General features: G+C 70.3%; 20 protein-coding genes, 2 pseudogenes and 1 CRISPR repeat array. Of the genes and pseudogenes, 9 read left to right on the top strand and 13 right to left on the bottom strand.

Annotated features, from left to right (window positions below):
• Positions 1–158 precede the first annotated feature (158 nt).
• Positions 159–612: a CRISPR direct-repeat array (repeat unit 28 nt; unit sequence GTCGGCCCCGCGCCTGCGGGGGTGGTTC).
• 461 nt (positions 613–1,073) lie between these two features.
• From FCI23_RS40790 to FCI23_RS57190, 5 genes are all read right to left on the bottom strand, one after another.
• Complete coding sequence (locus tag FCI23_RS40790) at positions 1,074–1,751, bottom strand: 8-oxoguanine DNA glycosylase OGG fold protein (protein ID WP_136729177.1); 678 nt, start codon at positions 1,749–1,751, stop codon at positions 1,074–1,076.
• Between the two features lie 60 nt (positions 1,752–1,811).
• Positions 1,812–3,035, bottom strand: coding sequence for an McrC family protein (locus FCI23_RS40785; protein WP_136729176.1), 1,224 nt, complete (start codon positions 3,033–3,035; stop codon positions 1,812–1,814).
• Positions 3,032–5,173, bottom strand: coding sequence for an AAA family ATPase (locus FCI23_RS40780; protein ID WP_136729175.1), 2,142 nt, complete (start codon positions 5,171–5,173; stop codon positions 3,032–3,034). Before FCI23_RS40780 ends, FCI23_RS40785 begins: the two co-directional genes overlap by 4 nt.
• A 2-nt stretch (positions 5,174–5,175) precedes the next feature.
• Complete coding sequence (locus FCI23_RS40775) at positions 5,176–5,457, bottom strand: hypothetical protein (protein WP_136729174.1); 282 nt, start codon at positions 5,455–5,457, stop codon at positions 5,176–5,178.
• 333 nt (positions 5,458–5,790) lie between these two features.
• Positions 5,791–6,000 (bottom strand): hypothetical protein, encoded by a 210-nt coding sequence (locus FCI23_RS57190; RefSeq protein WP_169317163.1) that lies wholly within the window; start codon positions 5,998–6,000, stop codon positions 5,791–5,793.
• 357 nt (positions 6,001–6,357) lie between these two features.
• Here FCI23_RS57190 and FCI23_RS40765 point away from each other — a divergent pair.
• Positions 6,358–6,615: pseudogene (locus tag FCI23_RS40765) on the top strand (Fe-Mn family superoxide dismutase); the annotation flags it as partial.
• A gap of 735 nt (positions 6,616–7,350) precedes the next feature.
• Here FCI23_RS40765 and FCI23_RS40755 read toward each other — a convergent pair.
• Both FCI23_RS40755 and FCI23_RS40750 read right to left on the bottom strand, forming a co-directional pair.
• Complete coding sequence (locus FCI23_RS40755; protein WP_246144551.1) at positions 7,351–7,518, bottom strand: hypothetical protein; 168 nt, start codon at positions 7,516–7,518, stop codon at positions 7,351–7,353.
• A gap of 40 nt (positions 7,519–7,558) precedes the next feature.
• The gene (locus FCI23_RS40750) at positions 7,559–7,861 is read right to left on the bottom strand and encodes an ATP-binding protein (RefSeq protein ID WP_246144550.1); all 303 of its coding nucleotides are present in this window, start codon (positions 7,859–7,861) and stop codon (positions 7,559–7,561) included.
• Positions 7,862–8,039: 178 nt separating this feature from the next.
• On the opposite strand from FCI23_RS40750, the gene FCI23_RS57185 reads away from it, so the two are divergent.
• The 4 genes from FCI23_RS57185 to FCI23_RS40730 all read left to right on the top strand — a co-directional run bounded on the left by FCI23_RS57185 (position 8,040) and on the right by FCI23_RS40730 (position 11,213).
• The gene (locus tag FCI23_RS57185) at positions 8,040–8,417 is read left to right on the top strand and encodes a type 1 glutamine amidotransferase (protein ID WP_246144549.1); all 378 of its coding nucleotides are present in this window, start codon (positions 8,040–8,042) and stop codon (positions 8,415–8,417) included.
• Complete coding sequence (locus FCI23_RS60905) at positions 8,402–9,298, top strand: methyltransferase domain-containing protein (protein WP_246144548.1); 897 nt, start codon at positions 8,402–8,404, stop codon at positions 9,296–9,298. Before FCI23_RS57185 ends, FCI23_RS60905 begins: the two co-directional genes overlap by 16 nt.
• Positions 9,299–9,387: 89 nt before the next feature.
• Positions 9,388–10,461 (top strand): pyridoxal 5'-phosphate synthase, encoded by a 1,074-nt coding sequence (locus tag FCI23_RS40735; protein WP_322973975.1) that lies wholly within the window; start codon positions 9,388–9,390, stop codon positions 10,459–10,461.
• A gap of 62 nt (positions 10,462–10,523) precedes the next feature.
• Positions 10,524–11,213 carry a M24 family metallopeptidase gene (locus tag FCI23_RS40730; protein ID WP_136729170.1) on the top strand — a complete coding sequence of 230 codons (690 nt, stop codon included), beginning with the start codon at positions 10,524–10,526 and terminating at the stop codon, positions 11,211–11,213.
• 13 nt (positions 11,214–11,226) lie between these two features.
• On the opposite strand, the gene eno is transcribed toward FCI23_RS40730, so the two are convergent.
• Complete coding sequence (gene eno / locus FCI23_RS40725; RefSeq protein WP_136729169.1) at positions 11,227–12,510, bottom strand: phosphopyruvate hydratase; 1,284 nt, start codon at positions 12,508–12,510, stop codon at positions 11,227–11,229.
• Positions 12,511–12,592: 82 nt separating this feature from the next.
• Here eno and FCI23_RS40720 point away from each other — a divergent pair, with 82 nt between their 5' ends.
• Together FCI23_RS40720 and FCI23_RS40715 are read left to right on the top strand one after the other, a co-directional pair.
• Positions 12,593–13,462, top strand: coding sequence for a winged helix-turn-helix transcriptional regulator (locus tag FCI23_RS40720; protein ID WP_136729168.1), 870 nt, complete (start codon positions 12,593–12,595; stop codon positions 13,460–13,462).
• A gap of 83 nt (positions 13,463–13,545) precedes the next feature.
• Positions 13,546–14,232 (top strand): M24 family metallopeptidase, encoded by a 687-nt coding sequence (locus tag FCI23_RS40715; protein WP_136729167.1) that lies wholly within the window; start codon positions 13,546–13,548, stop codon positions 14,230–14,232.
• Here FCI23_RS40715 and FCI23_RS40710 read toward each other — a convergent pair.
• Positions 14,208–14,471, bottom strand: a pseudogene (locus FCI23_RS40710) (hypothetical protein); the annotation flags it as partial. The gene FCI23_RS40715 and the pseudogene FCI23_RS40710 overlap by 25 nt on opposite strands.
• Before the next feature lie 1,602 nt (positions 14,472–16,073).
• A complete protein-coding gene (locus tag FCI23_RS40705) occupies positions 16,074–16,748 on the bottom strand; it encodes a site-specific integrase (RefSeq protein WP_136729166.1) in 675 nt (224 codons plus the stop codon).
• A 244-nt stretch (positions 16,749–16,992) separates the two neighbouring features.
• Here FCI23_RS40705 and FCI23_RS40700 point away from each other — a divergent pair, with 244 nt between their 5' ends.
• Positions 16,993–18,228 carry a magnesium transporter MgtE N-terminal domain-containing protein gene (locus FCI23_RS40700; RefSeq protein ID WP_246144546.1) on the top strand — a complete coding sequence of 412 codons (1,236 nt, stop codon included), beginning with the start codon at positions 16,993–16,995 and terminating at the stop codon, positions 18,226–18,228.
• Positions 18,225–20,099: an NRAMP family divalent metal transporter gene (locus FCI23_RS40695; protein WP_246144545.1), complete on the top strand. Its 1,875-nt coding sequence runs from the start codon at positions 18,225–18,227 to the stop codon at positions 20,097–20,099. Before FCI23_RS40700 ends, FCI23_RS40695 begins: the two co-directional genes overlap by 4 nt.
• Positions 20,100–20,113: 14 nt before the next feature.
• Here FCI23_RS40695 and FCI23_RS57180 read toward each other — a convergent pair whose 3' ends face one another.
• From FCI23_RS57180 to FCI23_RS40685, 3 genes are all read right to left on the bottom strand, one after another.
• Positions 20,114–20,287 carry a hypothetical protein gene (locus FCI23_RS57180; protein WP_169317165.1) on the bottom strand — a complete coding sequence of 58 codons (174 nt, stop codon included), beginning with the start codon at positions 20,285–20,287 and terminating at the stop codon, positions 20,114–20,116.
• 37 nt (positions 20,288–20,324) lie between these two features.
• Positions 20,325–20,558 carry a hypothetical protein gene (locus FCI23_RS40690; RefSeq protein ID WP_136729164.1) on the bottom strand — a complete coding sequence of 78 codons (234 nt, stop codon included), beginning with the start codon at positions 20,556–20,558 and terminating at the stop codon, positions 20,325–20,327.
• A gap of 102 nt (positions 20,559–20,660) precedes the next feature.
• A complete protein-coding gene (locus FCI23_RS40685; RefSeq protein ID WP_136729163.1) occupies positions 20,661–21,410 on the bottom strand; it encodes an MgtC/SapB family protein in 750 nt (249 codons plus the stop codon).
• Positions 21,411–21,429 lie beyond the last annotated feature (19 nt).

Below are 21,429 nucleotides of genomic sequence, written 5' to 3'. Positions count from 1 at the left end.
ACACAGCGGCCGTTCTCTCGTGCTTCGTGACTCGACATCTCGAAGCGTGGAGAACGGCCGCCCCTTCTGTCCCGGGAAGAACCGCAGATCAGCAGGTCGGGTGACCTGCGAGGTTAAACGTCAAGCTCAGGTCCTGTGCCCGCGCGTCGTCCCCTGCAATCGGCCCCGCGCCTGCGGGGGTGGTTCCTGCACCGCCAGGTCGCTCGACGAGCCGATCGGGTCGGCCCCGCGCCTGCGGGGTGGTTCCGAGTGGAATGACGTCACCGAGCAGACCCGTGGGTCGGCCCCGCACCTGCGGGGGTGGTTCCGGTGCGCGGGGTGACGCCGTACGCCTGCGCCAGTCGGCCCCGCGCCTGCGGGGGTGGTTCCGCGCTGCCGGTCCTGGCCAGCACCGCCACCGTGTCGGCCCCGCGCCTGCGGGGGTGGTTCGGACTCGATACCGCCGGTGGCCGAGGGGGACGTGTCGGCCCCGCGCCTGCGGGGGTGGTTCCAGGGCCTCCGCCAAGCTGTCGGGGTTCTGGCCGTCGGCCCCGCGCCTGCGGGGGTGGTTCGGACTCGATACCGCCGGTGGCCGAGGGGGACGTGTCGGCCCCGCGCCTGCGGGGGTGGTTCGCGCTACAGGGCCGCCACGGCGCGGAACCAGGCGTCGGCCCCGCGCCTTGTCAACGGCCTCTCGTTCCTACGGCACCCAGGTCGGCGAGCTGTCCGTCCCTACCCGCGCGGTAAATGCGCTGACACGGTTCCCCGGCCGCGACGGGCGCACCTTGCTCGCCAGCGCCGGAGGCGGCGGCGATGGGACGGTGCGGCTGTGGGATCCAGACAAGGGCAGACAGGTCAGTCAGTTGTTTGCGGTCCGGTGGGGCGTGGCAGCCCTTCCGGCGCGATGGTCCGAGCGATCACTTGCAGCCCCCAGCCTCCGGCATGAACGAGTGCCCGCAGGCTACTACCGGGGGCGCGCCCCGCGCTGACCTCGCAACCGGCGCCGAGCGGCTACTGGCCCGGCGCCTGCGGGCACCCGGCCAGCCACACCCCCTGCAGCAGGTTGGCGCGCTCAGTGGTGGTCTTGCGTTCGATCAGGCCGACTGCTTGCCCTGGGAGAACAGAGCTGCCTCGACTTGATCCGGCAGAACGCCTCGGGCCTGCGCGTACTCGTACACCCCGTCCACGTACAGCCGATATTGGTCCGTGGTCCAGCCGTTCCCCGGCCAGCTAGTGTCAACGGCGTCGTTGGCCCTGAGGGCTCGTGAGACGACGCTGTCCAGGATGACCGGGCGGTGCGGCGCTGCGGCACTGTCGTGCCCGGCGAAGTAGAGCACCTTGGTGAAGAAGGCCGCTCCCAGGTGCGGGATCCGCTGGTCGTTGTTGAAGGCCCAGTACGCGTCGACCCCGCCACGTTCCCGGAGCACATCGAGTGCTTTGCCGAGTCGGGCGTCGATGTTTGCGGGTGAGGAGTGCTCGAAGATGCGTGCGCGCCGGTTCACCGACTGCGCCTTGGTGCCGGTCCCCCAGACCAGGACGGCGACGAGCAGGTGGCGGCGGCCCTCGGCGGCGGCGGCCTGGCTGGCGATGCCGAACACGGTCCGCCGGTCCACCCGAGGCCAGCGGCCCACTTGCGGGCACTCATCGAGCACGGTCGGCCACCAGGTGGAATCTGGGAGCAGCGGTATCCAGCGGGCTCGATCGAAGGGAATTGCCTGGCCGAGGACCGTTTTGCGGTCGGGAAGGTCGGCGTCATCGGGCAGGACGATCACTCTTGCTCCTTGGCGGGGTGCGGAGCCGGGAGGCCTGGCGGCGAGCAGATTGCGGGTCGGTCAGAAGTCAGCGGCAGGCACGGAATCGCCGAGCACTGCCGCGATGCTGGCGAGGTCGGCAAGGAGAGCGGTTGGGGGCTGGTCAAGGTCGAGGGCGTGTTGGTGGATGCGGATGCCGGCGTTGCGGATGCGGTGGGCGGCGTGCGGGGCGTTGCCTTTGGCGTAGATGAGGTAGCCGGCGGGCAGGTGCAGCGCGGTGCAGTAGGCGAGGAGTTGGTAGAGGTCGGCGTCAGGGAAGCCCCCGGGCCGCTCGGCCTTGTACTTGGCGTCAACGACGGCGAGGGGGCGGTCGGAGTCGTCGTACCAGACGAAGTCGGGCTTGATGCGGATGGTTTCGGCTTCGTCGAGGTGGATGCCGCGGGCCTGGAGTTCGGTGCGTCCACCGCGGTGGCGCAGCGTCTCGCTCAGGGCGACGCAGACAAAGTCCTCGAACACCTTGTTCATGTCGAAGAGGAAGCCGTCGATGCGTGCCGTGCCCTGCTGGTGTTCTACGGAGCCGCTGTTCAGTATCAGCTCGGCAAGCCGCAGCGCGGCGTGGTGGCGGGCGTTCAGCCGGGAGGGTCGCCAGCGGGGCAGCGGGTGGCCTGGGGTGAGGGCCTTGACTTCGCCGAGGCGGGCCCGCAGGGCAATTAGTCGCCTGCGGACGTCGGCGTGGACGCCGGGGAGCCGCAGCAGGCGGAGCGCGGCGGCGAGCAGGAGCTGGTTCTCGGCGATGTCGGCGGTGTACTCGTCGTAGGCGACCTCGACTGGTAGCGCCAGGCCGAATCGTCTGCGGAGCTGCTCAGGCTCGCGGATGCGGCCCCGGACGGTGGGAGTTGACTCCTCGGTGTGCCGGTATCCCTGGAGCATGCCCTGTCGTATCGCCCGGTCCGCCTGACGTTCGAAGGCGTGTGCGACCGCGGGGAGCAAGTCGGTCCCCTCGGCGACCTGCACTTCCCCATCGTCTGGACGCTTCACGCCGTACGGGTTGGCGGTATAGCCGAGCAGGAAGAACAGCCGGCGGATGGGCAGCTTCGGGGCGATCCGCAGCTCCACGTCGCGGATGCGGGCCACGCCGACGTTGTTCAGCGCCCGGACCTGCCAGCGGGTGGGGTCACCCGGCGCGTCCGTGTCCGGCCGCGCGTCGACGACGCCGGAGGCGGCCAGGGCCTGGCCCGTCGCAGGTGTGAGCTGGGCTGCCGTCCAGGGGCCGTACTCGGTGAGGCACAGGGATGCCTCCGTCATTGAGCGTCGACTCCCGGCACGGCGGCGGGCGTTGCTGCGTCCCCGCTGTCCGCGGGGCTCGGCTGGTTGGCGGCGAGGGCCTTGCGGAGGGCGGGGAGGCCGTAACGCTTGGCGACGTCAGTGCCGTCACCGTAGTGGTGCTCTTCCAAAAGCGGGAGGACCGCGGTGCGCCAGGCGCGTTCCAGGCCGCCGTCGGCATAGACGGACTCGCGCATCAGATAGGAGGGGCCGATGCGGAAGTCCTTGTCCTCGACTCGGGAGTTGAGGGTACGCAGTAGCGCGGGGACGTCGTCGGATGTGTGCGTGAGGCCCTCGCGGGCGAGCCAGCGCGGGAGCAGGTCGCGGGTCGGCTCCTCGTCCGGGTGGAGGGCGACGAACGCGAAGCGGCGACGCATTGCGGCATCGACGAGGGCGATGGAGCGGTCGGCGGTGTTCATCGTACCGATGAGGTGGATGTTCGAGGGGAGCGTGAACTCGCCCGAATACTGCAGGTCGACGGTGCGGTTGCGGTACTCCAGGACGAAGTACAGCTCGCCGAAGACCTTGGCCAGGTTGGCGCGGTTGATCTCATCGATGATCAAGAAGTGCGGGATGTCCGAGTTCTCCTCCGCCAGCGCGACCAGCTTGCGGAACGGCCCCGGGCGCAGCTCGAACCCGACCGTGCCGCTGCCCTGCGACTGCTGAACCGGGCGGAAGCCCTCGAAGAAGTCCTCGTAGGCGTAGGAGGGGTGGAACTGCACCAGCTTCACGGCATGCGCGTCGCCGGCCAGGTACTCGGCAATGGCCTGGGCGAGGAACGTCTTCCCAGTTCCCGGCGGGCCGTAAAAGATCAGCTGGCGGCGCTCGTCGAGAAGGTCGCGGACCTCTTGCAGCCAGGGAAGGCCCACCAGCAGTTCGTCGGCCAGTTCGGCGGTGGGGTCCGGCAGGCGCAGGGTCCGGCGGGTGCCCGACGCTTCGGGGTCGTCTTCGGGGGAGCGGTCAAGCAGCTTTTCCAGAACATCGAGAAGCTGGGTGAGGTCAACGACGTCGTGTTGGCTGGTGAGCTTGGCCTGGAGTTCTTCGGGCAGGTCGGCGTGGTCGACGTCGAGAGCCGGCCAGTTAACGGTGCGGCGGAGGTTGGAGCGTCCGTCCGGAGAGACGATGAACTCAGCCGGGCCGGTGACAGCGCCGAGGTGCAGTCGGCCTGCCGAGAAGGTGGCAATCAAGTCGCCGGGGTTGACGCGGTCGAGGAAGACGGCGAACTGATTGGCCAGCTCAGTTCGCTGATTGTAGGAGAGGTGGCCGTACCGGTCGTCGACGAGCAACTTGAGTTGGTCCTTGGACAGCCCCTCGGGCAGCGCCTGGAGCCGGGACGCGGGGAGCGAGCAGAAGCCCTCCAATAGCCACTTCGGAACCAGGTTCACGCCCTGGACCGCCGCGCCGCGGATCAACCAACCACGCCTGACGGCGTGGCGTTCGCGGTCGCTGTCGTCGGCCCTGGCCAACGCGGCACTGAGCTGGTCGGAGCTGAGGCGGTGGGTAGGCGAGGCGGCCCCGGTGGCGTCCAAAGGTAGGCCCTCGGCCGCGAGCAGCTTCTGCCAGCGGGCAATCTGGTCCGGCAAGGGGTGGATCTGCTGCGGGGGCCTGCCGTCCGACCCGAGTACGCGCTGTCCGCCCGGTGTTCTGATGCCGCACAGCCAGGCCGCAAGTCGGTCCCGGTCGAGGTCGGCCATCTCGGCCACGTCGTTCAGGGACACCCACTGACCCGGTTGGACAGCGGTCTCGAGGATCTTGGCGGCGTACTGGTAACCGGCCCGGTGCTTCTCCGCGTAGCTCAGGGCGCTGCGCGTGATCTCCAGAAGATCTTCCGGGTCGTCGGACTGGGCGAGCACGTGCCGACCCAGACTGGTGATGCGCCAAACACCCTTCTGCTTCCAGAGCAGCCCTGCCAGAACAGCGTCGGAGGTATACCAGCGCCAGTTGTTCTCCCCCTTGGTCTGCCGACCGGCCTTCGTCGGCACCGCCTCATGCTCCTCCAGCGGGATGTCAGCGACGACGCGCGCCCACAGCTCCTGGACGTGCAGTCCGCCGGGTGGCTCGGCGAGGATCTCCAACGCCCGCCGCAGGCGGGGCGGGACTCCCTGACGCAGGGTCGGCACTTTCAGTCCTCCTGGAGGGTCGGATTGGTCGTGGCACTTGCGTCGGCGAGAGAAACGGCTGGGGTGAGGTACGGGTCCGCCGAGTAGCGCGGCCCCTTGCCTGAGGGCGGGGTGAGGCTGCTGAAACCGCCCGGATCGGCGAGCGGAGTCTCAAGGGTCAGCCCCGCGGCGGCCATGCGGTCATAAAGGTCGAGGAACCGGTGCTGCCGAAGGCCCTGCTCGCGGAGGACCTCGTCACACAGATCGACAGCGTACGCCTCGTCGCTGTTCTCTCTGCCACCCATAGGTCGGAATGCTGCCACGGGCCACTGACAGAGGCCGCCGGGCGACCAACTCGCCCCGCAGAAAGTGCAAGCGACCGCGCCCCGTAGGCATCTGACCGCCGTCCCCCATCCCCGGCGCCGCAGCCGGCAGGCTGGTCGCGGCCGGGTTGGGTGCGCGTCGGGGCCCGCGAGGTTCGACTACCGGTTGGCGACCGCGGCAGGCGCAACCGCACGCGGTACGGCAGGCCAACCGCAGGTGCGCAAGAACGCGGTTCCCGAGTCCAGTCAGATCGGTGATCGATATGAACCAGCGTCCTGCCTCTCGACTTTCGACGTTCTGACGGACCTGAGTGTTCACGCGGTGTAGTCGAGGCTGGCGTCGGCCCATGCCTGCTGGACGGCGCGGATTTCCTGGTCGGTGGGCTGGCCAGGCCGGGTGGGCAGGCCGGGTGGGCAGGCCGGGTGGGCAGGCCGGGTGGGCAGGCCGGGTGGGCAGGCCGGGTGGGCAGGCCGGGTGGGCAGAAATCGGGCGGCGATGACCGTGCGGCGGAGCTTGGCGACCATGTCGGACAGTGACGGGTCGGTCTTGGTCGTGTACCAGAGCGCGCGCTCGGGGCGGTGGGCGGCGTCGCCGGGGTGGTGGCCGTGTAGCGAGTACCAGGCAACGGTGAGGGGCCTCGTCGACCAGGCCGGCCAGGAGGTGCGGCGCTGTGCGGGCGATCTCTTCCAGCGCGCTGCGCACGGCCTCGGTGACCAGCTCGAGCCGGGTCAGGTCGCGAACAGCGCCGAGGACATGGGTGGAATCGGTGCGCTGCAGGGTGCGCTCGTGCACCAGCCCGGCCTCCTTGATCCGGGCCAGTGCGAGGTTGAGCAGGCGGTCGGATCGGTCGCTCTGCGCGAGGCGATCTCGGAAGTCGGCCAGCACCGACCGGCGTCCAGAGCTCCGGCTGGGGCGTCCTGGCCTGGGAACCGCTCGGCAAGCGCTTGATCGTCGAGCAGGTCTACGACCACCACGGCAACATCGGCCAGGGCACCACTCCCCTGCTGGCCTTCGACGCCTGGGAGCACGCCTACTACCTGCAGTACAAGAACGTCCGCCCCGACTACGTCACCAAACGCTGGGACCTCGTCAACTGGACCGACGTTTCCGCCCGCTACACCGCTACTACCGGCACCTGATCCCGGGCCGGATGGCGAGGGCCGAGGTAAACAGCCAGGCCCCTGCCCTCGGGGGCGAGGTGGGTGGCCTGGCACCAGCCCAGCCGCCGGTAAAACTGGGTCGTCCGCTCGGCGAGCACCGACGTCAGCGGCCAGCACCGACCACCGGGCGCGCCCGCGGTCACCGCGTCCAGCAGCGTCCCCACAACGCCGGTGCCCTGCGCCGGCCAGGGGATAGACCTGGCGGCGGCCCAGGTGGTGGAGGAGTCTGAGCTGATTCGCCTCCCGCTCGGCCAGGTTGTCGGACCGCTCGGCATACGCCTGCTGCTTGGCGACGATCTCGGGCCAGCCGCCGCAGGCACCACGCAGCAGGGATACCAAGGACACGCCGAGATACGGGACCTTGGCGTACAGCTGCTGGTCACCGACGCGGACGCGGTGGACATAGCTGGTGACGCTGGGCACGTGCTGGTCCAGGACGACCAGTTGGCCGGGCCACAGGTCGGCGGCTGCCTGGTGGATCTGCTCGGCCGCGTCATCGAACAGGTCTGGAACGCTGGGCCGGTTGAGGGTGGAGGTGCTTGGTGTGGAGCTGGGCAGTACGGTCATGGATGCCTCCACGAGTATCGGGGGCCGTTCCCTGCTTCGCTGTTAGTGGCAGTCGTACAGGGATGGAGCCCCGCCCTGGTTCCGGGTCGGGCTGCCGCTGCGCCGGGTCATTGATGCGGCGGCAGACCCACCAGGGCCGGGCGGGAGTCAGGCGTCCTGCCGCTCCTCGCGAGGCACGACGGTGGTCAACTTCTTCGAGTCTTCAGAGGTCCACTCGCCGGGTCCCTGGAGCGGACGGATCACGTACGTGCCGCTGCGCACGTCGGTGACGATGCCCGAGCGGGCGGCGTCCTCATCGTGCACCTGATCGCTCACCCACGGCTTGCGATCTACGGTCGCTGGGCGCCCCCGCACTTCAACTCGCCCCAGACGCCTTGCCCCACGGGACGCGGTCGGTGCCCCACCGGCTGGTCAACGCGTCCACCAAGGCCAGGCCGCGCCCGCGAACGTCGTTGTCATCCGCCACCCGGCGGACGGGCATCGTGCGGGACTTGTCCACGACACCGATCCGTACGTAGTTCTCGCTGGGGCTGGAGATGGAAACCCGGATGCGCCGGCCTTCGGTGTGCTGAACGGCGTTGGCCACCAGCTCCGTGACGATGAGAATGCCGTCGTCCAGCAGGCGCTCCAGACCCCAGGCAGCCAAGGCGGTGCGCACGAGCCTGCGGGCGGATTCCGCGCTCTCCGCAGCGCACGGCCACGCTGGTATGCGTGACCCGAGGGACCGCATACACGAGGCAGGACGCAGGTATGGATACGCACGTACAGTGAGATCGCAGCCCAGAAGGTTGCATCTGCGGATCGGGGTGGCTGTGGGCGTTCTGGTGGTTCAGCACGTGCCGGGAGAGGGTCCGTACGCGATCGGCACGGCGCTGGAGGCGGCGGGCCTGGGAATGCGGGTGTGCCGGGTCTGGGCGGGGGACCCGGTGCCGGAAGACCTGACCGGGGTCGAGGCGCTGGTGGTGATGGGCGGGCCGATGTCCGCGTACCGCGACGACGGCTTTCCCACCCAGGGCGCGGAGCTGGAGCTGCTGCGGGCGGCGCTGGCGGCGCAGGTCCCGGTGCTGGGTGTGTGTCTGGGCGCGCAGTTGCTGGCGGTGGCCGCGGGCGGTACGGCCCGTCCGGGGACGGGCCTTCAGGTCGGTTGGGGGCCGGTGCGGCTGGGGGCGCGGCTGACCGGGACGTGCTGTTCGCGGGGATGCCGGAACGGCTGAGGGTGCTGCACTGGCACGGCGACACCATGGATCTCCCGGCCGGGGCGAAGCTGCTGGCCTCCTGCCACCGGTATCCGGTGCAGGCGTTCCGGGTCGGCGGAGCAGCGTGGGGGCTCCAGTTCCATCTGGAGGTTGACACCGGCGCGGTGGACGCGTTTGCGGCAGCGTTTCCGGAGGAGGCGGCTTCCGCGCCGGGGCTGCGGGAGGCCGCGCCGCACGAGCTGGCGGCACTGGCTCCGTACCGGGACCGGGTGCTGGAGCGCTTCGCCGCGCTGGTGGCGAACCGTGCCGGGCACACCGCGATCCGCTCGTTCTTCACGCCCATGGCCGACGCCTGGGAGGAACCGTTCGCCGCCGACGGTCCGGCCTACGACGCGGCCGTCGCCCGGATGGGGCTGGGTCCCGGGCAGAGGGCGCTGGACCTGGGCTGCGGCACCGGCCGGGCGCTGCCCGCGCTGCGCGCCGAGGTGGGTGCCAAGGGCTTCGTCCTGGGCATCGATCTCACCGCGGCGATGCTTGACGCCGCCGCACGGGCCGAACGCAGGAGCCTGGCCGAGCTGCTGCTGGCCGACTGCCACCGCCTGCCGCTGGCTCCCAGCACGGTCGACGGGATCTTCAGCACCGGGCTGCTCAACCACCTCCCAGAGCCCCGGACCGCTCTGCGCGAATGGGCCCGGGTGACCGCGTCCGGCGGCACTCTCCTGCTCTTCCACCCCTCCGGCCGCGCCGAACGCGCCGCCCGGCACGGCCGCCCCCTCAGCCCCGACGACCCCCTGGCCGAGCCCAACCTGCGGCCCGCACTGCGCGCTGCGGGTTGGCACTTGGCCGACTACGAAGACGCCCCGCACCACTTCCTGGCCCGTGCCGTCCGCGCCAGCTGACGGCACGCACGAGACGACCCGGCCGACACGCCCCATGGCGAAAGGAACTCACCGTTCGGGCACGCCGGAGGTGAGCGCACCGGTGCACGGTGGCAACGTCATGTGCCGCAGAAGGAAAAGAGGCCGCGGCACGGTGTCGTCATGGCTCTTGTGACGACCGCGACCGCCGCAGAACCGGCGCCGTATCCGCCTGCCGGGATGTGCCCTGGGGACGTGCGCGGGAGCTGGCGCACGTCGCCTCCCGCCCGCTGGGGAGTCTCAGTGTGCCGCTGGCCCGCGCCGTCGGACTGACGCTCGCCGAGGAGCTGCGGACGCGGCATCCGCTGCCGGCCTTCCATACGGCGGCCATGGACGGCTACGCGGTGGCGGGACCAGGACCCTGGATGCTGCGAGGAACTGTGCGGGCAGGCGGAATGTGGGAGGGCGGGTCGCTAGCGGCGGCGGAGGCGGTGGAGATCTCCACCGGGGCTCCGGTGCCGCCGGGGGCGTGTGCTGTTGTGCCGGTGGAGTGTGCGGTGCGCGAGGGCCGTTGGGTGGCCGCGGCGGATCCCGTGCCGGGCAGGCACATCCGGCGGGCGGGCGAGGACTCGGCGGCCGGGGTCGGCCTGGGCTTGCTGCGCCAGTGGCTGGACAGCGCCGCCTGGCGCGGGGTGCGCGAGCCGTACGCCGCCGTGCTAGCGACCGTCGACGAGGCCGGGCGGCCGTCCACGCGGGTGCTGCTGGCCAAGGAGTTCGACGGACGCGGCCTGGTCTTCACCAGCTTCCGGGGCAGCCGCAAGGGCACGGACCTCGCGGCCCGGCCGAGGGCGTCGAAGACCTTCTACTGGCGGGAGACACTTCAGCAGCTATCCGTGGCGGGCCCCGTAGAGACGCTGACCGCCGAGCAGTCCGACGCACTGTTCACCAGGAGGCCCGGCGAGGCGCGGGCCACGTCGGCCGTGTCGCGGCAGAGCCGGCCGCTCGACGACGAGGCCGCCCTGCGCCGCCACGCCCGCGCGCTGCTGGCGGAGGGCGGTGAGGTCCGGCGGCCGGAGGAATGGACGGGCTACCGGCTCGTCCCGGAGAACCTGGAGTTCTGGTATGGCAGCCCGGACCGGCTGCACCGGCGGCTGCGCTACGACCGTGAGGCCATTGGATGGGCATGGCAGCGGCTACAGCCCTGACCTGGGGCGTGGCGGCCGAATACCCTTGCCCGGCGGCGGGCCGGACACTTACGGTCAGCCGTATGCACGATGAATCCACGCGCGCAGCGCGGTTGCTGGACGCCCAGGCGAAAGCCTCCGAGCTGTTCGCTGAGGTCGACACTCGCGGTCTGATCGCCCCGGGCCAAGGCGAGCGGGCGGTCAGTGACCGGATTCGCGATCTGGCGAACGAGATGTTCGGCGTGAAGCGCTTCTGGCACAAGCGGGTCGTCCGCTCCGGGCCCAACACCCTCCACCCGTACCGGAGCAATCCCCCGGACCGGATCATCGAGGCGGACGACATCGTCTTCGCCGACTTCGGCCCCCTCTTCGAGGAGTGGGAGGCCGACTTCGGGCGGACGTTCGTGCTCGGCGACGACCCGGTCAAGCACCGACTGCGCGACGACCTGCCCAAGGTCTTCGCCGCCGGGCGGCGCTACTTCGAAGCCCAGCCGGACATCACCGGCGAGCAGCTGTTCGCCGAGGTCGTACGGCTCACCGAAGAGGCGGGCTGGGAGTACGGGGGCCCGCACTCCGGGCACCTGGTTGGGGAGTTCCCGCACGAGAAGATCAACGGCGACGAGATCGCGTCGTACATCGCCCCCGGCAGCGACCGGCCCATGCGCCGCCCCGACCGGGCCGGACGGCATTGCCACTGGATCCTGGAAATCCACCTCGTCGACCGCGAGCGCGGCTTCGGCGGTTTCCACGAGGAACTCCTCGACCTCGGCTGACGTCGGCTGCGGCCTACCGGCGCAGACCGAGGGCCTCCCTGCCCGCGTACCGGGCCTGGGCGCCCAGTTCCTCTTCGATGCGGATGAGCTGGTTGTACTTGGCGGTCCGGTCGGAGCGTGACATCGACCCGGTCTTGATCTGCCCGCAGCCGGTGGCCACGGCGAGGTCGGCGATCGTGGTGTCCTCGGTCTCGCCGGAGCGGTGCGACATCACCACCGTGTAGCCCGCCCGGTGGGCGGTGCCGACCGTGGCCAGGGTCTCGGTGAGGGTGCCGATCTGGTTGACTTTCACCAGGATGGAGTTGGCGACACCGCTCAGGATGCCCTCGCGCAGCAGCGTCTCGTTGGTGCAGAACACGTCGTCGCCGGTGAGCTGGCAGCGCTCCCCGAGCCGGGACATGAGCAGCCGCCAGCCGTCGAGGTCGTCCTCGGCCATCGGGTCCTCGATCGAGGCGACCGGGTAGCGGGCGACGAGTCCGGCGAGGTAGTCGACGTGCTCCTCGAGGGTGCGGCGGCGGCCCTCGCCCACGTAGTCATAGATCCCGTCCCGGAAGAACTCCGACGTGGCCGGGTCCATGACGATCGTGATGTCCTCGCCGGGCTTGTAGCCGGTCCGCTCGACGGCCCGGACGACGAAGTCCAGCGCCTCTTCGGCCGTGCGCAGGTCGGGCGCGAACCCGCCCTCGTCACCGACGCCGGTGCTGTGACCGGCGGTGATGAGGTCCCGGCGCAGGGTGTGGAAGACCTCGGAGCCCATGCGTACGGCCTCGGCGAAGGTGGCAGCGCCGATCGGGGCGATCATGAACTCCTGGAAGTCCAGCGGGTTGTCGGCGTGCGCACCGCCGTTGATGATGTTCATCATCGGCACGGGCAGCAGCCGCGCGTCCACCCCGCCGACGTACCGGTACAGCGGCAGCCGATGGGCTGCGGCGGCGGCCTTGGCGACGGCGAGCGAGACGCCCAAGGTGGCGTTCGCGCCGAGCCGGGCCTTGTTGGGAGTGCCGTCCAGCTCGATCAGCGCCGCGTCGACCGCGGCCTGGTTCTCGGCGTCGAGACCGGTCACGGTGTCCGCGATGGTCTCGTTGACGGCGTCGACGGCCCGGCGGACTCCCTTGCCGTGAAAGCGGGCCGGGTCGTCGTCACGCAGCTCCACCGCCTCCCGAGCGCCGGTCGACGCGCCGGACGGTACGGCGGCACGGCCGATCGAGCCGTCCGACAGCTCTACGTCCACCTCCACGGTGGGGTTGCCCCGGCTGTCGATGATCTCGCGGCCGAGGACGCGGGCGATGGCGGTCATGGGTGCAGCTCCTCACGTTCGATCCGGAATAAGTTCCCACGTGAAACAAAGTGAGTCCCGAAAAGGAACCTACTATGGGCGCATGAGGATGCACAACGCCGACGCGGCCTGCGGTATCGCCCAAGCCGCCCTGATCGTGGCTGACTGGTGGAACGTCCTGGTCCTGCGGGAGATCGCCCGCGGCCACGTACGCTTCGACGCCCTCGCCGCCGAACTGGGACTGTCCCGCAAGGTCCTCACCGAACGGCTGGGACGACTCGTCGCCGGCGGCGTGCTGCGCCGCAGCCTCTACCAGCGCCGCCCGGTCCGCTACGAGTACCTGCTCACCGACTCCGGGCTCGCCCTCCTCCCGCTCCTGGTGGCCATGCAGGACTGGGGCGACCGCTGGGTGCTGGGCGACGGGAGCCTCACCGCCACCGCAACGGAGGACGGCGCGGAGCACGCCCGCGTCCATGCCCTCACCGGCACACGGCTGCCGGCGGACCTCCTGCTGCCGGGCGCCGACGGCACCATACGCGACGTCGTCGCCCCGGAGGCCGACGCCACCGTCCTGTTCACCTACCCCGCCACCGGCATCCCATGGGACAACCCCCTCCCCGGCGCCTTCGGAAGCACCGTGGAGAACCATCTCTTCCGCGACGCCTGGCCCTCCTTCCGGGCTTCCGGCATCGCCGTCCATGGCGTCAGCACCCAACTCCCCCACGAACAGGCCGCCTTCGCCCACGCCGAGTCGGTGCCGTACCCCCTTCTGTCGGACACCCACCTACGCCTGGCCGCCGCCCTGCGCCTGCCCACCTTCCGCAGCGCCGGCCAGCTCCGGCTCAAGCGCAGCATCCTCGTCCTCGATCCACAGCGGACCGTACGACACGCGCTCTTCCCCGTCGGCGACATCACTCAGGCGGTGGAAGAGGCCAGGCGGCTCGCGACGGCGCTCGCCGCCCGTCACGGCTGAGCGCCACGTCCCGCTGCGCGTAGATCGACCGCCGTGATCAATGCGGTTGCCGAAGCCAAGCCGTAGCTCCTACGGTGAGCAACGTGACAGACGAATCCACGCGCGCGGCACGGCTGCTGGACGCCCAAGCCAAAGCGGCGCTCCTGTTCGCCGAGATCGAGACACGGCGCCTGGTCACCGCGGGCCAGGGCGAGCGGGCGGTCAGCGACCGGATACGTGACCTGGCGAATGAGATGTTCGGCACCACCCACTACTGGCACAAGCGGATCGTGCGGTCCGGGCCGAACACCCTCCTGCCGTACCGGGAGAACCCTCCGGACCGGGTCATCGGCACGGATGACATCGCCTTCGCCGACTTCGGCCCGATCTTCGAGGAGTTCGAGGCCGACTTCGGCCGCACCTTCATCCTCGGCGACGACCCCGTCAAGCACCGGCTGCGAGACGACCTGCCAACCGTCTTCGCAGCCGGACGGCGCGCCTTCGAAGCCGACCCGGACATCACCGGCAAACAGCTCTACGCCGAGGTCGAGCAGCTGGCGGCCGACGCGGGCTGGCAGCTGGGCGGCTGGCACGCCGGCCACCTGGTCGGCGAGTTCCCGCCCGAGCACAACAACTGGGAGGACGTCGACTCCCACATCGTGCCCGCCAACGACAAGCCGCTACGGCGCACAGACGAGGCGGGGCGGCTCCTCCACTGGATCCTGGAGATCCACCTCGTCGACCAGGAGCGGGGCTTCGGGGGCTTCTACGAGGAGCTGCTGGATCTCTGACGCTTGTCGAGGGCAAGCCAGACCGTGTCCTGTGCGAAAGGCAGGTCGGTGAAGCGGATGCCGGTCGCATCGCGCAGTGCGTTGGCCAGGGCCGGGGCGACGGGGTTGAACGGGCTCTCGCTCATCGACTTGGCGCCGAGCGGACCGATGGCGTCCTCGGTGGTGGCGAAGTGGACCTCGGTGCGCGGGACGTCGGCGTACGCGGGCAGGTGGTACTGGCGGAAGGCAGCCGTGGTGACCCTATGTATGAATCAACGGTACGCCAGCCCCGCCGAAGGCGGGCCGGCGGTCCAGACACCGGCCGGACCCGGCGCGCCAGTACCGGCAGGACCGCCAGCACCAGGCGCCCCGCCCCACTGCTGTTGGCCCGGCTGCTGCGGCTGCTGAACCTGCGCATCGAGCGACCACTCGGAAGCTCATCACGTGGCGCGCGTCTTCGGTAGGTAGACCGTTTGCTTGATGGTCAGCGCGTTTCCACAGGTCACAGAGCCAGTGGCACGACCAGCCCTCTTGTGCGGCTCCTGCCCGGGACTCGAACCTGCGGCCAAGTGCCGCAAGATACAGAGCGGGGGCGAAATACGTAGACTCCTTTACTCGGCTGAGTACGCTTGATGGTGACCTCGAAGAACGACCCGGAGCACGCCGCTCGCCCCCGACGCAACTGGGGGTCAAGGGGTCGCAGGTTCAAATCCTGTCGTCCTGACGGTGTTAACGCAGGTCATAGGCCGTTTCCGCTGAGCGGGGGCGGTCTTTGGCTTGTAGAAATGGGGAGCGAATGGGGAGCCCTCGTGCTCCCCATTTGCTCCCAGACTCGACGGTGTCAATCCCGCCCGTTTTGTCCGTCACCCGATCCGGTCGACGTTGCGGGCGGTTCCGCGCCGTACGGCGCCGTCGTCAATCGCGCGCCGCCGTTGTCACCCCCGGTGCCCGTGGACTGTGCGGCAGCGGGTGAGGGTGCTGCGGCATAAGGCCCCTTGACCTATCCGGATCCCGTCAAGGGCGCACAGCCGCAGCGGCCGCTCCCCGTGGGACGCCCATGCGCCAGGCCGACCAGTCACCCGCCGATCGGGCGGCCCGGGAGAAAGTGCAGCTCATCCCCGCTACGGTTTCTCTGCTGGGGAAGTGCCGCGCATCGGCTGCCGCCGTCAAGCCGGGGTAAAGCCCCTTGGCCCGGCGGCACACGATGGCGCTCCCGGGCGGGGAGCGCCACACGGCGCCGTACCGGCCCGTACCGCGCCAGTCGCAGCCCCCATGGACGCCCCACCAGACTCCCTACGGGCTGCAGCTTCACGTGACTGTTCCGGAAGGTACCGACGGAACGGCTGTTGCTCTTTCTCGACGATCGTTCCCGGATATTCGAGAACCTTCTCATCGGGCTGCACCCCCCGGGTGGCGCCCGTAGCGCGCGCGGCGGGTCGAGGTGCTTCAGGACCGCTGCCCACAGCGCCGCGCAGACTGCTGTTACTTCGGCGACAGAGCCTGAATCGATGAACAGCCCGCGTGCGGCGGCCGGTCCCGGCGGCCGGAGCCCGATGCTGCACCGGCACGGCAGCACGGCGTTTCTCGCTCCTACGCTGATGCGGTTGCATGACGCCGGGACTCCTGCCGCCCCGCATCCGCTGCTCACCTACGAACTCCCGTTCCGTTCCCTTCGATCTCAACAGTCGGCCGGGAGTTCGCCGACGCCGTTCGGGCCCACTCGCGGTACGTCTACACCGAGTCGAACGGTACCGAACCGATAGGAGTACTCCGATGATGCCTTCCGGACCGACGTAGGACGGGCCTGAAACGCGCTGCGGCTGGATGCCGCAGCGCGCTTGGCGCCCTGGTTGGTTCCTGGGTCAGGAGGCGATCGACAGGGGTCCGCCACTGCTGTGGTCGAGGTGGTGGATGGAGCGTTGCCAGCGGGCTTCGAGGCTGGTCAGGAGGCGGGTTTCGATGCTGGCGGCTACGTGGGAGTACACGTCGTCGATCTTGTCTTCCATGGCGTGGCCGAGGCGGCGGGCTTGGGCGACGTCGGGGATGCCGTCTTCGATGAGCCAGGTCTTGTGGGAATGGCGCAGCCCGTGGAAGGTCAGGCCGGGTTTGATCGGGGCCCAGGTTTCGTTCTGGCGCTGGCCGCCGCTGACGGCCGGTGACCATAGGCGGCGTTGGAAGCCTGAGCGGCGCAGGGGTTTGCCGCGCAACGTGGTGAAGACGAAGGGCCGGGTGGAGGTTTTCAGGTCGGTGGTCAGCAAGTGGGTGAGAAATGGGGGCAGAGTGAGGGTGCGGACGCTGGCGCGGGTTTTGGGGTGGCCGAGGGTGAGGGTGCCGTTGACTTCGTGGAGGGCTCCGGCGTCGGCGGTGATGTGGATGTGGCCGGTGGTGGGGTCGAGGTTGTCGCGGTGCAGGCCGGCGAGTTCGCCCCAGCGCATGCCGGTGTAGGCGGCGGTGATGACCAGCAGGCACTGGTTGCGCGAGGACAGCCGCAGGATGCGGTGGGCGATGGCCAGGACCTGGTGCTCGTCGGCCCACAGGCGTTCGCGGACCGGTTCGAGTCGGCCGCGGCTGCACGATCCTCATGTGTCGTTCTCCATCCGGGTCCGAGCGTACCGGCGCCGGGTCATTGCGCGGTGCTGAGCTACTGGAGGGCTTGCCCTGGCGCGCCACCGCGCCTTCTATCCAGATACGGGCTGATATGTCTAGTTTGGGGGTATGGGGTGTGTCGTGCATCTGGCTGAGCTTCTTCGCCGGCCGCTGGTAGGGGACAACGGTGAGGTTGTGGGTCGTCTCCGCGATGTCATCGTTCGGCTGCGCGGGCGGGACTATCCGCTGGTCACTGGGGTGGTGGCGCGCGTGGGAGGGCGCGAGCTCTTCCTGCCCGCCGCGCAGGTGGCGGACCTGGACGGGGAGAAGATCACTTTGGTCAGCCCGCGGGTGGACCTGCGCCACTTCGAGCGGCGTGAGGGCGAGGTGCTGCTGCGCGCCGACGTGCTGGGTCACCGGGTGATCGATGTGGCGGACGTCGAGCTGGTCCGGGCGTATGACATCGAGTTGGCGCAGCGGCCCGAGGGATGGGTGCTCACGTGCCTGGACACGCGTCGGCCGCCGCGCTTGTGGGGCGTCCTGGGCGGACGCGGCGGGCAGCCCGACTGGCGGGACTGGAAGTCTTTCGAGCCGCTGATCGGGCATGCCGGGTCCGCCCGGGTACGAGGGCCGTTCGCACGGCTGGGGCGGCTGAAACCCGCGGATATCGCCGACCTGCTGGAGGAAGCCAACCACACCGAATCCCAGGAGATCCTGCAGAGGGTCCACGCCGACCCGGAGCTCGAAGCCGACGTGTTCGAGGAGCTGGAGCCGGACTCGCAGACCCGTCTGTTCCGCGAGCGGACCGATGCCGAGATCGCCGAGGTCATCGCCCGTATGCGCGCTGACGACGCCGCGGACGCGATCAACGAGCTGCCGCAGCACCGCCGCCGGCCCGTCCTGGACGCTCTCCCGGCCGGGCAGCGCACCAAAGTGCTGACCTTGATGGGCTTCAACCCCTCCAGCGCCGGAGGGCTGATGGCTCTCGACGTCCTCACCGCGGCGGCAAACAGCACTGTCGCGGAGGCGCTCCGGGCCGCGGGCGAGGCCCGCGCCCTGCAGCCGCAAGCGTTGACCAGCGTCTACCTCGTCGGGCAGGAGAAGCGACTGCTCGGCGTCGTCACGCTGGTGGAGCTGCTGCAGGCCGATCCGGCCGCCCGGCTGGAGGAGGTGGCGGACCGTGATCCGGTCCGGGCGGGGCCGGACACCGACGTCGAGGATGTCGCGTTGTTGATGACGGACTACAACCTGCTTACGGTGCCGGTGGTCGATGACGAGGACCGCATCGTGGGCGTCATCACGGTCGACGATGTCCTCGACGTGGTCATCCCCGAGGACTGGCGCAGGCGTGAGCCCGCCCCGCACCCGGCCCATCGCCCGGAGGAACTGACCCCGGACCGTTCCCCGCACGATGCTCCTCCCGCCCTATGAGCGAGCGCGACCGGCCCACCGGTGGCGCGGGAGGTCCGGAGCAGCCCGCCCGTCCGGAGCAGCCCGCCCGTCCGGATCGCCCGGCCCGTCCCGGACCAGAGCACGCCGAGCCTCCCGGCCGGGCCGAGGACCCAGGCGGACCGGACAAGCCCCGCCCGGCGGAGCCGAAGCGTCCACCTGGACCGCAGGAGCGTCCCGCCGAACGCCGGGAGCCCAAGCCCGCCAAACCTGCCGCCCGTCCTGAGCCCCCGGCCCGCCCGGCACGGCCCAGCGCCGTCCTCGACGAAGACCGCCCCGGCGAGATCCAAGGCGCGTTCGGCCGTATCCCACGTGAGCACATCCAGGGCGGCCGGCCCGGCCTCAAGGCCCGGCTGCTGACCCTGCTGGCGATCGTCGGTCCCGGCATCATCGTCATGGTCGGCGACAACGACGCAGGAGGCGTCGCCACCTACGCCCAGGCAGGCCAGAACTACGGCTACTCACTGCTGTGGGTCCTGCTGCTCCTCATCCCGGTACTGATTGTCAATCAGGAGATGGTGGTACGGCTGGGCGCGGTCACCGGCGTCGGCCACGCCCGGCTGATCATCGAGCGATTCGGCCGGTTCTGGGGGTGGTTCAGCGTCGGTGACCTGTTCCTGCTGAACTTCCTGACCATCGTCACCGAGTTCATCGGCATCTCCCTGGCCGCCGGCTATCTCGGCGTCTCGCGCTACGTCGTCGTTCCGGTTGCCGCCGTCGTTCTGATCGCGGTGGCCGCCAGTGGCTCCTTCCGCCGCTGGGAGCGCGCCATGTTCGCCTTCATCGCGGCCAGCCTGCTACTCATCCCGCTGACCTTGATGTCCCACCCCCGGTGGGCGCACGCCACACACGACTTCGTGGTGCCCAGCGTTCAGGGCGGCGTCAGCAGCGAGGCGATCCTGCTGATCATCGCGATCGTCGGCACCACGGTCGCCCCCTGGCAGCTGTTCTTCCAGCAGTCCAACGTGATCGACAAGCGCATCACCCCCCGCTTCATCGATTACGAGCGCGCCGACACCGTCATCGGCTCGCTTGTGGTCGTGGCGGGCGCGGCGGCCCTGATCATGGTCGCCGACTTCGCCGCCCGGGGCACGGGCGCGCACGGCCACTTCACCGATGCCGCCGGGGTCGCCGAGGCACTCGGCCACCACGCCCACGTACTGGGGGTGCTCTTCGCCATCGTGCTGCTGGACGCCAGCATCATCGGTGCCGCTGCGGTGACCCTGGCCACCAGTTACGCCTTCGGCGACGTCTTCAACCTTCGCCACTCCCTGCACCGGGGCTTCGGCGAGGCCAAGCAGTTCTACGCCTCCTACAGTCTGCTGGTCCTGGTGGCCGCTGCCATCGTCTTGATCCCGGGCGCGCCGCTGGGCCTGATCACCGAGGCCGTCCAGGCCCTGGCCGGGCTGCTGCTGCCCTCAGCGAGCATGTTCCTGCTGCTGCTGTGCAACGACCCCGAGGTGCTCGGCCCCTGGGCCAACCCGCGCTGGCTGAACATGCTGGCCACCGTCATCATCGCCGTCCTGCTGATGCTCTCCGGCATGCTGATGGCCACCACGCTCTTCCCCTCCGTCAACGTCACCCAACTCACCATCTGGCTCACGATCGCCCTGGTCGCAGGTCTGATCGCCTCCGCTGTCGCCTTGCGGATCGTCCGCCGCCGCGTACCGTCGCGGCAGGCGCCGGTGATGCCCCACGCCGACAAGCTCGCCTGGCGCATGCCGCCACTGGCGCTACTCAAGCCGGTGGAGTGGTCCCCCGGCACCAGGCTGGGGATGACGGCCCTGCGCGGATACCTGATCCTCAGCGCCCTGCTCCTGCTCCTCAAGGCGATCCGGCTCGGCGGCGCCTGACACGCCATCGCGTATCAGGGCCGCTGGTGAGCGGCGTCCACCAGCACATGCACCACCTCGCCGGGCAGGTCCAGGTAGCGTTCGATCCAGACCGCGTCGTGGCCGTGGGTGGCGAAGATCCACGCGAGGTACAGGCGGTTCAAGGCCGACGCGTCCGGGCCCAGCAGCAGCGGGCGGACGGCCTCCATCGGGAAGCCCTCCAGCGACTGCGCGGTGAACCACTCCTCACCGAGGTCTTCCGGCGCCGCGCACGCGGCGGACGGCAGTCCGCCGGTAGTGGTGCCACAGGGCGCCGACCACGATGAACGCCGAGGCGGCGGCGCCCACCAGCGCGCCGCCGACCACCGGCCGGTCCCGGGCCGGAGCTGCACTGAGGGCGGCCACCTCCAGTACGACGAGCATGAGCACGCCCAGCGCCGCCACGCCTTCCCCGGTGCGCGGGTGGGGTACCGTCTTCATGCCGCGCCTCCCTTCCTGTGTCCACCCTGGCGCGCTGCGCGGGCCGGTATCCCGGGGCCCATCGGCACCTTGTCTGCGGCGGCCGGGGACCGGCGGGGCGGTCTACTTCTCAGGCCAGCAGCTGATCCCTGCCGGGGCGGACCCCTGGTCTTCTTCGCCTTCCAGATGCCAGTGCAGGTCGCGCACGCCAGGTTCCAGGGACAGGCGGGCGATGACCTGTTCCAGTGCGGAGGCGACGTCGCCGGCCACGGAGACGGTGGCCCGCACGCTGGTGGTGTCCTCGCCCTCGCGGTGGGCGCGCAGCCCGGTCGGAGCCAGACCGGAGGCTGTTAGGGCCTGGAGGAGCAGGGCGCGGATGTGGGTCTCGGTGCGGCGCTCGCACCGCAGGTGGACTGTGGCGGGGACGCTGGCGTCCGGGTCGGTGCCGGCGGCCGGGGCCCGGTCCAGCAGGTGCCCGGCCGGGCGCAGCACGAGGTGTACGGCCAGTACCGTGAGTGTGCCGAGGACGGCGAAGGTGAGTTTGCCGGAGGCGGCGAGTACGCCGACGGCCGCGGAGCACCACAAGGTGGCGGCGGTGTTCAGGCCGTGCACCCCGGCGCCGTGGCGCAGGATCACGCCGCCGCCGAGGAAGCCGATACCGGATACGACGTAGGAGGCGACGCGGGTGGGGCTGCCGGGGTCCCCGATTGCCTCGCTGTAGAGGACGAACAGGGTGGCGCCGGTGGCGACCAGGGCGTTGGTGCGCAGGCCCGCCATCCGGGCCCGCCACTGCCGCTCGATGCCGATCAGGGCGCCGCAGGCCACGCCGGTGGCGAGCCGGAGCAGGAAGTCAACGGTGGTCAGGGCGTGCATGTGGCACACCTCCCTCAGG

Origin of the sequence: Actinacidiphila oryziradicis, from assembly GCF_005047355.1 — a bacterium.
In the GTDB taxonomy this organism is placed as follows: Bacteria; Actinomycetota; Actinomycetes; order Streptomycetales; family Streptomycetaceae; genus Actinacidiphila; species Actinacidiphila oryziradicis.
The sequence above is the reverse complement of the archived record's forward strand: the minus strand, read 5'-3'. Positions and strand labels throughout refer to the sequence as shown.